Below are 10,879 nucleotides of genomic sequence, written 5' to 3' on the forward strand. Positions count from 1 at the left end.
ATCTTTTTTATTTAGATGCTAGCTCTTTCCTTCTATTAAATTAGCAAATCAAACAAAACAGGATTTTTATTAAGCTCCATAAATTGAATATTATTTTCTTTAAAGCGAGTAATTAATTGCTCATAATCTTCTTTATGCTTTAACTCTACACCGACTAACGCTGGACCATTTTCTTTATTATGTTTCTTAATGTATTCAAAACGAGTAATATCATCTTCTGGCCCTAATCCTTTATCAAGAAATTCTCTTAGCGCACCTGAACGTTGCGGGAATTCAATGATGAAGTAATGTTTTAGTCCTTCATAAATGAGCGAACGTTCTTTCATTTCTTGCATTCTATCAATATCATTATTTCCACCACTTAGCGTACATACAACTGTTTTACCTTTTATTTCATCTTTGTATAAATCAAGCGCTGCAATAGATAGTGCACCAGCAGGCTCAGCTACAATTGCATTTTTCTTATAGAGTTCTAAAATCGTCGTACAAACCTTTCCCTCTGGTACTAAAACGATGTCATCAATTACATCTTTACAAGTTTCAAATGTTAACTTTCCTACCTTTTTAACAGCCGCCCCATCAACAAAACTATCTATTTTCTCCAATGCGACATTATCATTTTGAAGAAAAGCCTCTTTCATAGATGCAGCTCCCATTGGCTCTACACCAATGACGTTTGTAGCAGGACTAACACCTTTAACATATGTACCAACACCTGATGCTAATCCACCACCACCGATTGCTGTAAAGATATAATCAACCGACTTCTCCATATCATGCATAATTTCAACTGCCACTGTCCCTTGACCTGCAATGACATACGGATCATCAAACGGATGAACAAACGTCATCCTGTTTTCTTCACAATAACGCTGCGCTTCTAAAAAAGAGCTATCAAATGTATCACCAACTAATACAATCTCTGCGAAATCACCACCGAAAAATTGCACTTGTGATACTTTTTGCTTCGGTGTTGTTGTAGGCATAAATATTTTTGACGGAATCTTCAATAAATTACACGTATAAGCAACTCCTTGCGCGTGATTACCAGCGCTTGCACAAACAACACCATTTCGTAACTTTTCTTTCGGTAAACTTTGAATCAAATTGTACGCACCACGAATTTTGAAAGAGCGAATTAATTGTAAGTCTTCTCGTTTTACATAAACGTCACAATCATATTTCTCAGATAAAACTGTATCCCGTTGTAACGGTGTTTTAATAACGATATCCTTCATGCAATTATGAGCCATTAAGATATCTTCAATTTTCACTCTCTCCTTTACCTTTTGCACCATTTTTTATCATCCTTATCTCTTTTAAATTGGCTCAATCAAAATGCGGGATTTTCAGAACAGCCCCTGTATTCGCCGATGTTACCATTTGTGCATAACGTCCAAGCCATCCAGTTTTCACTTTCGGTTCTGGTCGTTTCCATTCTTTTTTACGCTTTTCTAACTCCTCATCACTCACTCTTACTTCTAGCAAGCGTTCTTCAACATCAATACATACAATATCTCCTTGTTCAAGAAGTGCAATCGTTCCACCAGCTGCTGCTTCTGGTGAAATATGTCCCACTGAGATTCCACGTGAAGCTCCAGAGAAACGTCCATCCGTTAATAATGCAACCTCAGCACCTAATCCCATTCCAGCAATTGCTGATGTTGGTGCTAACATTTCTGGCATACCGGGTCCACCTCTTGGCCCCTCATAACGAATGACAACTACATCTCCTTTTTTCACTTTCCCAAGCATAATGCCAGCAAGTGCCTCATCTTGTGAATTAAAAATAACGCAAGGTCCCTCAAAGCGCTTTACTTCAGTTGCTCCGCTTTTAATAACTGCTCCATCTTTAGCAAGATTTCCTTTTAATATACGTAAACCTCCCTCTTCACTATGAGGGTTTTCGAGAGAGTGAATAACCTCCTTATCTTTAATCTCTGCCTCAGCAATATTTTCTCTTAATGTTTGCCCAGTAGCAGTGATTCGATCAAGATGAAGTACTCCTTCTTTCCGGCTCATCTCTTTCAAAATTGCACTAATCCCGCCTGCACGATCAATATCTTCCATATGCCAATTTGAGGCTGGACTTACTTTACATAAATGCGGAACACGTCTTGAAACAGCATCAATACGGCTCATATCATAATCTAACCCCGCCTCTTGTGCGAGTGCTAGCGTGTGTAATACCGTATTCGTTGATCCACCCATCGCCATATCAAGTGCAAATGCATCGTCAATTGCTTCTTCTGTTACAATATCGCGCGGCTTAATATCTCTTTCAATTAAAATTTTCAATTTTTCTGCTGCTTGTTTGATTAACTCTTCACGTCTCGGATCAATTGCTAAAATACTCCCGTTACCAGGAAGAGCTAAACCTAACACTTCACATAAACAATTCATAGAGTTTGCGGTAAACATACCCGAACAAGAACCACAAGATGGACAACCATGATCTTCAATATCTTTTAATTCTTCTTCTGAAATTTTCCCAGATTGATAAGCTCCTACCCCTTCAAAAACAGAGCTTAAATCAACAACTTCTCCTTTTGACGTTTTTCCAGCCGCCATCGGGCCGCCTGAAACAAACACAGTCGGAATGTTAATACGAAGAGCTGCCATCATCATACCTGGTGTAATTTTGTCACAGTTTGGGATACAAATCATGCCGTCAAACCAGTGTGCATTTACAACCGTTTCTACTGAATCTGCAATAATTTCACGACTCGGAAGAGAATAACGCATACCGATATGTCCCATCGCAATACCATCGTCAACTCCAATTGTATTGAATTCAAATGGTACCATACCTGCCGCACGAACGGCTTCTTTTACAAGCTTCCCAAACTCGTTCAAGTGTTTATGCCCTGGAATAATTTCAATAAAAGAATTACAAATTGCTATAAAAGGTTTATCAAAATCTTCATCTTTCAAACCAGTTGCTTTTAATAAACTACGGTGCGGAGCTTTATCAAAACCTTTTTTAATCATGTCACTTCTCATCTTGTCAAATCCCCTCTTACATATTTTTCATTTATACGCTCTTACTCTATTTCTTTACTAATTCTTTCGGTGTATGAATCCAGCTCATCATTTCACGAAGCTCTGCTCCCACTTTTTCTAATTGATGATTTTGTTCTGCTTTTCTCATTGCATTATACGTCGGACGCCCTGCTTGATTTTCTAAAATCCATTTCTTTGCAAATTCACCTTGCTGAATTTCTGTAAGAACACGCTTCATTTCCTTCTTCGTTTCATCTGTAACAATTCTCGATCCTGTTACATAATCTCCAAATTCTGCCGTATCTGAAATGGAATGACGCATATTCGTTAATCCACCTTCGTACATTAAGTCGACAATTAGCTTTAATTCATGCAAACATTCAAAGTATGCAATTTCAGGACGATACCCACCTTCCGTTAACGTTTCGAATCCAGCCTTCACAAGTGCAGTTACCCCGCCGCAAAGTACAGCTTGCTCTCCAAATAAGTCCGTTTCGGTTTCTTCTTGAAATGTCGTTTCAATTACACCTGCACGTGTACAACCTACACCTTTTGCATACGCTAATGCTACATGTAGCGCTGTTCCCGTTGCCTCTTGATGCACTGCGACTAATGCCGGAACACCATTTCCTTCTTGATATACACGGCGAACGAGATGACCTGGACTTTTCGGCGCAACCATTGCTACATCTACGTAACTTGGCGGATTAATTTGGCCGAAGTGAATATTAAATCCATGTGAGAAAAGTAACATTTGTCCTTCGCGGAGATTCTCTTCTACTTCTGCTTTATATACATGTGCTTGCTGTTCATCTGGCAATAACATTTGTACAACTTGTGCGGTTCGAACCGCTTCTGAAACAGACATCACTTCAAACCCATCTGCTTTCGCTACTTCAAAAGACTTACCCGGACGAACACCAACTACAACTTCCACACCAGAATCACGTAAATTTTGTGCTTGCGCATGACCTTGTGATCCATAACCAACTACCGCAACAGTTTTCCCTTTTAATAGCTCTATATTTGCATCTTGCTCATAATACGTTTTCATATCCTATACACTCCTTATAATTTGTTTACTTGCAGTACATTGATTAACTTTTTTAACTGACCGACGAGTAATGTTGCTTCTTGTTCTGTACAAACTGCTGTTAACTCCATTTCATTTTCATTTAAATTTAATGAAGAAATATAATAACCACGCCGAGCAAAAATTCCACTTATGCGCAATAAGACATTTGGATCGTTATGAATAACTAATGAAAAAGTATGACTCATTCTTCCCACCTCTTCATAATCATTTCGTTATTCCCTTTGTTTGGCGGGACCATCGGAAAGACGTTCTCACCCTCTTCTACACAGAAGTCAACTACTACAGGACCTTCATGAGCGAAAGCTTCTAACATCACTTTTTTCGCCTCTGATGAATTTGTTGCTCTTAATCCCCTCACTCCATACGCCTCCGCTACTTTTACAAAGTCAGGCGATCCAATTTTTGATTCTGACAATCGGTTTTCATAAAACATCTCTTGCCACTGCCTTACCATCCCTAAAAATTTGTTGTTTATGATAAATACTTTTACAGGGATATTATTTTCAGCAATTGTTTGCAATTCTTGAATGTTCATTTGAAAAGAAGCATCGCCCGCAATACAAATGACAAGTTCTTCTTTTTTAGCTAGCTGAGCACCAATTGCTGCTGGAAACCCAAACCCCATCGTTCCTAATCCTCCAGAGGTAAGGAACGTCCGAGGTTTTCTTGCTTTATAGAAGTGAGCAGCCCACATTTGATGCTGTCCTACTTCTGTTGTGACAATCGCTTCACCATTCGTTAATTCACTTACTAAGTTGATCACATGCTGTGGTTTTAACTCAGATTCTTTTTGCTTATAAGAAAGTGGATATTCTTCTTTCCATGTCTTTACTTTCTGAAGCCATTCATCTGTTTGTGTATAAATAGACATATGTAACAGCATGTGTAACACTTTTTTCACATCACCAACGATCGGATGCTCCACAGTTACATTTTTATGAAACTCAGAAGGATCAATATCAATATGTACTTTTTTCGAGTGTGGAGAAAAAAGTTCTAATTTCCCTGTTACACGATCATCAAAGCGAACACCTAATGCAAGTAATAAATCACATTCTGTTACGGCCATATTAGCAGCGTATGTCCCATGCATTCCGAGCATCCCTAAAAACAGTGGGTCTCCCGGTGGATATGCACCCAGTCCCATTAAAGTTGAAACGACTGGAATACGGTTCTCCCTTGCGAATTCGAAGAGTTCGTCGGATCCACCTGAATGAATGACACCTCCCCCTATATAAAGAAGTGGGCGCTTTGATTTTGAAATTGCTTTAGCCACCTCTCTAAGTTTCATGCTGTCTGGTACAAGTTCTGGTTTGTACCCTGGAATATCAACTTCTTCATTAAAGAAACTTGTTACTTTTGCATTTTGAACATCTTTTGGAATATCGATTAATACTGGTCCCGGTCGCCCGCTTTCGGCGATGTAGAAAGCTTCTTGTACAATTCGTGATACATGATTTACATCACGAACTTGGTAATTATGCTTCGTAACAGGTACTGTAATTCCGACAACATCCGCTTCTTGAAATCCATCTTTACCAATTAGAGGCGTTGCAACTTGCCCGGTAATGACAACTAAAGGAATCGAATCCATATAAGCGTCTGCTAAGCCCGTAACTAAATTTGTCGCCCCTGGGCCAGAGGTAGCAAAGACTACCCCTACCTTTCCAGAAGCTCTCGCATATCCTTCGGCCGCATGAATGGCAGCTTGTTCATGACGAGTTAACACATGTTTCAAACCACTTTCGTATAACGCATCGTATACTGGCAAAATCGCTCCGCCTGGATAGCCGAAAATGGTCGTTACACCTAATTTCTTCAAACATTGAATCACGTGCCCAGCGCCCATCACTTCTTCACACTGTAACTTCTCATATGCTGTATACTGTTCCTCCATTTCAATTAACTCCTCTCCTTATTTACGCTAAGCTTTCCGCCAGTCCTGGGACACGTACTCCTCTTTCTCTCGTTAATTTTTTAAACTCTTCGGTCAATTGTTTCGTTACACTTCCTGGTTTCCCATCTCCAATTTCTCTCGAATCTACTTTTACAACCGGAATTAACTCTGCTGCAGTTCCTGTTAAAAATACTTCATCCGCTACATATACGTCATGGCGAGTGAATGGTCTTTCCTCACACGGAATACTCATTCGCTCACATAGCTCGATAACACTATTTCTCGTAATACCTTCTAATGCTCCTAAATAGGATGGTGGGGTTAACACTTTTCCATCTTTCACAACGAAAACATTATCACCAGAACCTTCACAAACATATCCTTGTTGATTTAACATAAGAGCCTCTAACACTCCTGCTTGTGCCGCTTCAATTTTTACAAGTACGTTATTTAAATAATTCATTGACTTAATACGTGGATCTAACGCGTCTGGCGTATTACGTCTTGATGCAACAGATACAACACTTAGCCCATTATCATAAAATTCTTGTGGGAATAACTTTAATTGTTCTGCAATGATAATTACGCTCGGCTTCACACAACTTCTCGGATCGAGCCCTAAGTCACCTTTTCCTCTTGAGACAATTAAGCGAATGTAAGCATCAGCGTATTCATTTTTTTGGAGTGTATGTAAAACTGCTTCTTCCATTTCTTCTACCGTCATTGGAATTGTTAGTAAAATAGATTTCGCGGATTCATATAATCGTTTCACATGTTCTTTTAAACAAAATACATTTCCGCCGTAACTACGAATCCCTTCAAATACACCGTCTCCGTATAAAAAACCGTGATCATATACTGAAACAACTGCCTTTTCTTTTTCTACAAATTCCCCATTCATGTAAATGTACTGGTTTCCCATCTCACATCGCTCCTCTTTTTTTCTCTATTTTTGCAATCTATTTCTACATCGATTGCTGAGATGAGTATTTTTAACAGAATATTCAGTATATAAACATTAAAAATATACTCGTCTCAACAATCGATTACTTACATACTTGTAGCAATCCATTGCTGAGACGAGGGAATCGTGGTACCACTCAGCTTCCTCATACTTCTCACGAAATATAAGCTCTGCAAGTCCAATTAGACTTTTGTTTTTCTATCGGGAACAACCCCGCTACTTTTTACTAGTTTTCAAAAGTAGTGCTCCAAGGTGATTTTCAATGAGTGAATTGTTACCACCCTCACAGCCTCGGGGCAGCTCTCTGAAACAATCTTTATCATTTACTCTCCTCTTCTACGCATTCTCTTCTTCTATTTTTTAAAATAAAAACTCTCGCCTCAGCAATCNNGATTGCTGAGGCGAGAGTTTCGCGTTACCACTCAGCTTCCTTATATTTCTCACGAAATATAAGCTTTGTAGGTCCAATCAGACCTCCGTCCTTTTACCGGAGACGATGCCGCCGCCCTCTACTCAGTTTCCCTTTCGCAAGCGATGCTCCGAGGTGATCTTCAATGATTCGATTGTTACTACCCTCACAGCCTTGGAGTAGCTCTCTGAAACGATCATAATCATCTACTTTCCTCTTCTTTGCATATACAACATATAAAGTTAGAAAATTCTTAATTAACTTTTATTTGTTACACGTATTATAGGACGTTGTTCTTTTCGTTGTCAATATGTTTTTTAAAAAAATTAAAATTCTATTTGTTTTTTCTCAAAACAAAATTGGAATGAACTGCTTACATACACTCATATATTACTTAAGTATGTTTGCATTACTACATAAAGAAACACTTATAAAGTTTATGAGGAGATGAGAAAACTATGTTAAAAGGGAAAGTAGCGTTAGTTACAGGAGCAAGCCGAGGAATTGGACGTGCTATCGCAAAACGTTTAGCAAACGACGGTGCATTAGTTGCTGTTCATTATGGTAATCGAAAAGAAGACGCTGAAGAAACTGTTCATGAAATTCGATCAGATGGTGGCCAAGCTTTTTCTATCGGTGCAAATCTAGAATCATTACACGGTGCAGAAAACCTTTATAACACTTTAGATACTGAATTACAAAAGCGCACTGGTGAAACACAATTTGATATTTTAATAAACAACGCTGGCATTGGTCCTGGTGCTTTTATTGAAGAAACGACTGAACAATTTTTTGATAGAATGTTTTCAATAAATGCGAAAGCACCATTCTTTATCATTCAACAAGCACTACCACGTTTACGTGACAATAGCCGAATTATTAATATTTCATCAGCTGCCACCCGCATTTCTTTACCTGATTTTGTTGCATACAGTATGACGAAAGGCGCTATTAATACAATGACTTTTACTCTTGCAAAACAGCTCGGAACACGAGGAATAACGGTGAATGCAATACTTCCAGGGTTTATTAAAACAGATATGAATGCAGAACTCTTGAGCGACCCAATGATGAAGCAGTATGCTACTACTATTTCCGCTTTCAATCGCTTAGGTGAAGTAGAAGACATCGCCGATACTGCTGCATTCCTTGCTTCTCCAGACAGCCGCTGGGTTACTGGACAATTAATTGATGTTAGCGGAGGATCTTGTTTATAAAAAACATATATTTTCAAATCTTTTTTATTGCGCAATAAAACAATTTATATAATACTATATAAAACATATACATTTAGGAGGATTACAGCAATGTCCGAAAAAACATACGAACTAGCAACTTTCGCCGGTGGTTGCTTTTGGTGCATGGTAAAGCCATTTGATGAACTTCCTGGTATTCATAAAGTGCTTTCCGGCTATGCAGGTGGTCATTTAGAAAATCCAACATACGAACAAGTAAAGGCTGGAACATCTGGCCATTTAGAAGTCGTTCAAATCACATTCGACCCTTCTATTTTTCCTTATCAGAAATTACTAGACTTATATTGGCCACAAATCGATCCAACTGATGATGGCGGACAATTCTTTGACCGTGGTCCATCTTATCGTACCGCTATTTTTTATCATAACGAAACACAAAAAGAACTTGCTGAAAACTCAAAACAATCCCTTGCAGAAAGCGGTATGTTTAAAGAACCAATCGTAACTGAAATTCGTCCAGCTGCACCTTTTTATGAAGCTGAAGAATACCATCAACATTTCTATAAAAAGAATCCAGAAAAATATGCTACTGAGCAAAAGGAATCTGGTCGTGAAGACTTTATTAAAGAAAATTGGCAAAAAAAATAATAAAAACGCATCGTGCTTTCTTTTAAAAGTACGATGCGTTTTTATCTTTGAAACAGGTACCATACAATTACAAAACAAATCGCTGTTAACGTCCAAAGTATTAACTCGTTTTTCACTCTATTCTTTTTCTTAGTCATTTCATTCCCTCCTAATAACTATTGAACATATTCAAGTTGTTCTTTGTTTAATTGACCACTTAATGAAAGTAAATACATCCTTACATATCCTTATAATAACTACCTATTATTCCGATTACAATTGAAATTACTAACATCTTTCCAAAATTAAGCGAAGTTGTATATCTTATGTAGAGAATGATATATACAAGTAAAAATTCTGGTGAAAAAAGCAAATACTTTTTGAGTATTCCTTCTCCTCTCCTTATGCTTTTTTTGCAAACTAGGTCGTCTATTTAACATTGAGATAAAACTTGTTCAAAAATGTCATATAAACTCTCATTGTAACGAAAAAGAATAAGAATCCATAAAAAAAGGATTCTTATTCAGCAGATTTAAGCTTGATCATTTTCTATATACCCTATTCCATAATTACGCCTGAAATAAAAGAATACTACCAGTGATTTATTAGAAATTAAACGGTCTTATTCCCCATCAACAAATATTTAGATTGGTAAAATATTAGGATCTGGCAGTCGAATACTGTTCCAGCTACTTACATCACATTGGCCAAATTCATTATTACCTACCGCGACCACCGTGCCGTCTGATTTAAGACCGACCGTATGTGCACAACCAGCCGCTATCGCTACAATATCTCGCCACTCACTTACATTACATTGACCATACTCATTCCAGCCCACTGCCACCACGGTACCATCCGATTTAAGACCGATTGTATGATTCGTACCAGCTGCTATCACTACAATACCTCTCCAATCACTTACGTCACACTGGTTATGTTTATCTTGCCCCACTGCCATCACTGTGCCGTCTCGTTTAAGACCAACAGTATGAAGATAACCCGCCGTAATCGCTACAATACCTCTCCAACTGCTTACATTGCATTGTCCATATCGATTATTCCCCACAGTCGTCACTGTGCCATCCAATTTCAGACCGACTGTATGCCAGTCACCCGCTGTGACTGCCACAATATCACACCAGCTGCTTACATTGCATTCTCCTTCTTTATTTCGGCCCACTGCTACTACCGTGCCATCCGATTTCAGACCAATGGTACGACGCCACCCCGCCGCTACCGATACAATATTATGCCAATCGTTTACATCACATTGTTCATGCTTATTCCACCCAACCGCTACCACAGTACTGTCACATGTAAGACCGATTGTATGAGCATTACCCGTGTTCGTCGCCATATGAACATTGCCTGCTGCAATTGCTTCAATATCTCGCCAGCCACTTACATTGCATTCTCCTTCTTTACTCCGGCCCACCGCTACTACCGTGCCATCCGATTTAAGACCAACAGTATGACAACGCCCCGCCGCTATCGTATCTTTTGGCCAGCGCTTCAATTTTTCTTTTGGTAAAATGTAATCCATGTTTTACCTCCTTGCATATAAGCAACTGTATCATAATAGGTATTTTTATCAAATTTCATTATAAATCTACATTTACAAAGAAAGCTTATTTTACTTTTCCCAAAATAAAAACCTCCAGTTTAAATGAAGTGAACCCCGAAA

At 38.5% G+C, this 10,879-nt stretch carries 9 protein-coding genes, 1 pseudogene and 2 other annotated features; of the genes and pseudogenes, 2 read left to right on the forward strand and 8 right to left on the reverse strand.

What is annotated here, in order from left to right; translation table 11 throughout:
• Window positions 1–35 precede the first annotated feature (35 nt).
• The 6 genes from ilvA to ilvE are packed head-to-tail and all read right to left on the reverse strand — an operon-like array spanning window position 36 to window position 6,918.
• Entirely contained in the window at window positions 36–1,298 is a 1,263-nt protein-coding gene (gene ilvA, locus COK05_RS29050; protein WP_098615292.1) for a threonine ammonia-lyase IlvA, read from the reverse strand.
• Window positions 1,299–1,329: 31 nt separating this feature from the next.
• Complete coding sequence (gene ilvD, locus COK05_RS29055; protein WP_098615293.1) at window positions 1,330–3,003, reverse strand: dihydroxy-acid dehydratase; 1,674 nt, start codon at window positions 3,001–3,003, stop codon at window positions 1,330–1,332.
• 46 nt (window positions 3,004–3,049) lie between these two features.
• Window positions 3,050–4,057, reverse strand: coding sequence for a ketol-acid reductoisomerase (ilvC, locus tag COK05_RS29060; RefSeq protein ID WP_098615294.1), 1,008 nt, complete (start codon window positions 4,055–4,057; stop codon window positions 3,050–3,052).
• Between the two features lie 14 nt (window positions 4,058–4,071).
• Complete coding sequence (locus COK05_RS29065) at window positions 4,072–4,284, reverse strand: ACT domain-containing protein (RefSeq protein ID WP_141539296.1); 213 nt, start codon at window positions 4,282–4,284, stop codon at window positions 4,072–4,074.
• Window positions 4,281–5,996, reverse strand: coding sequence for an acetolactate synthase large subunit (ilvB, locus tag COK05_RS29070; protein WP_098615296.1), 1,716 nt, complete (start codon window positions 5,994–5,996; stop codon window positions 4,281–4,283). Before ilvB ends, COK05_RS29065 begins: the two co-directional genes overlap by 4 nt.
• Window positions 5,997–6,018: 22 nt before the next feature.
• On the reverse strand, window positions 6,019–6,918 hold the full coding sequence (gene ilvE, locus COK05_RS29075; RefSeq protein WP_098615297.1) for a branched-chain-amino-acid transaminase: 900 nt from the start codon (window positions 6,916–6,918) through the stop codon (window positions 6,019–6,021).
• A 150-nt stretch (window positions 6,919–7,068) separates the two neighbouring features.
• Window positions 7,069–7,308, reverse strand: a binding site (T-box leader).
• Between the two features lie 46 nt (window positions 7,309–7,354).
• Window positions 7,355–7,600 (reverse strand) — a binding site (T-box leader).
• Between the two features lie 227 nt (window positions 7,601–7,827).
• On the opposite strand from ilvE, the gene COK05_RS29080 reads away from it, so the two are divergent.
• Both COK05_RS29080 and msrA read left to right on the forward strand, forming a co-directional pair.
• Window positions 7,828–8,586, forward strand: coding sequence for an SDR family oxidoreductase (locus COK05_RS29080; RefSeq protein WP_098615298.1), 759 nt, complete (start codon window positions 7,828–7,830; stop codon window positions 8,584–8,586).
• Between the two features lie 90 nt (window positions 8,587–8,676).
• Complete coding sequence (gene msrA, locus COK05_RS29085) at window positions 8,677–9,213, forward strand: peptide-methionine (S)-S-oxide reductase MsrA (RefSeq protein WP_098615299.1); 537 nt, start codon at window positions 8,677–8,679, stop codon at window positions 9,211–9,213.
• Between the two features lie 168 nt (window positions 9,214–9,381).
• Here the strand turns inward: msrA and COK05_RS29095 are convergent.
• A pseudogene (locus COK05_RS29095) lies at window positions 9,382–9,580 on the reverse strand (hypothetical protein).
• Window positions 9,581–9,835: 255 nt separating this feature from the next.
• The gene (locus COK05_RS29100) at window positions 9,836–10,738 is read right to left on the reverse strand and encodes an RCC1 domain-containing protein (RefSeq protein WP_098615301.1); all 903 of its coding nucleotides are present in this window, start codon (window positions 10,736–10,738) and stop codon (window positions 9,836–9,838) included.
• Window positions 10,739–10,879: the final 141 nt, after the last annotated feature.

The organism is Bacillus cereus (assembly GCF_002567495.1).
Lineage (GTDB): Bacteria > Bacillota > Bacilli > Bacillales > Bacillaceae_G > Bacillus_A > Bacillus_A cereus_AQ.

Bases quoted from the DNA above. Each gene is read 5' to 3' on its own strand.
- ilvA (WP_098615292.1), bottom strand. From the start codon at position 1,298: ATGGTGCAAAAGGTAAAGGAGAGAGTGAAAATTGAAGATATCTTAATG.
- ilvD (WP_098615293.1), bottom strand. From the start codon at position 3,003: ATGAGAAGTGACATGATTAAAAAAGGTTTTGATAAAGCTCCGCACCGT.
- ilvC (WP_098615294.1), bottom strand. From the start codon at position 4,057: ATGAAAACGTATTATGAGCAAGATGCAAATATAGAGCTATTAAAAGGG.
- COK05_RS29065 (WP_141539296.1), bottom strand. From the start codon at position 4,284: ATGAGTCATACTTTTTCATTAGTTATTCATAACGATCCAAATGTCTTA.
- ilvB (WP_098615296.1), bottom strand. From the start codon at position 5,996: ATGGAGGAACAGTATACAGCATATGAGAAGTTACAGTGTGAAGAAGTG.
- ilvE (WP_098615297.1), bottom strand. From the start codon at position 6,918: ATGGGAAACCAGTACATTTACATGAATGGGGAATTTGTAGAAAAAGAA.
- COK05_RS29080 (WP_098615298.1), top strand. From the start codon at position 7,828: ATGTTAAAAGGGAAAGTAGCGTTAGTTACAGGAGCAAGCCGAGGAATT.
- msrA (WP_098615299.1), top strand. From the start codon at position 8,677: ATGTCCGAAAAAACATACGAACTAGCAACTTTCGCCGGTGGTTGCTTT.
- COK05_RS29100 (WP_098615301.1), bottom strand. From the start codon at position 10,738: ATGGATTACATTTTACCAAAAGAAAAATTGAAGCGCTGGCCAAAAGAT.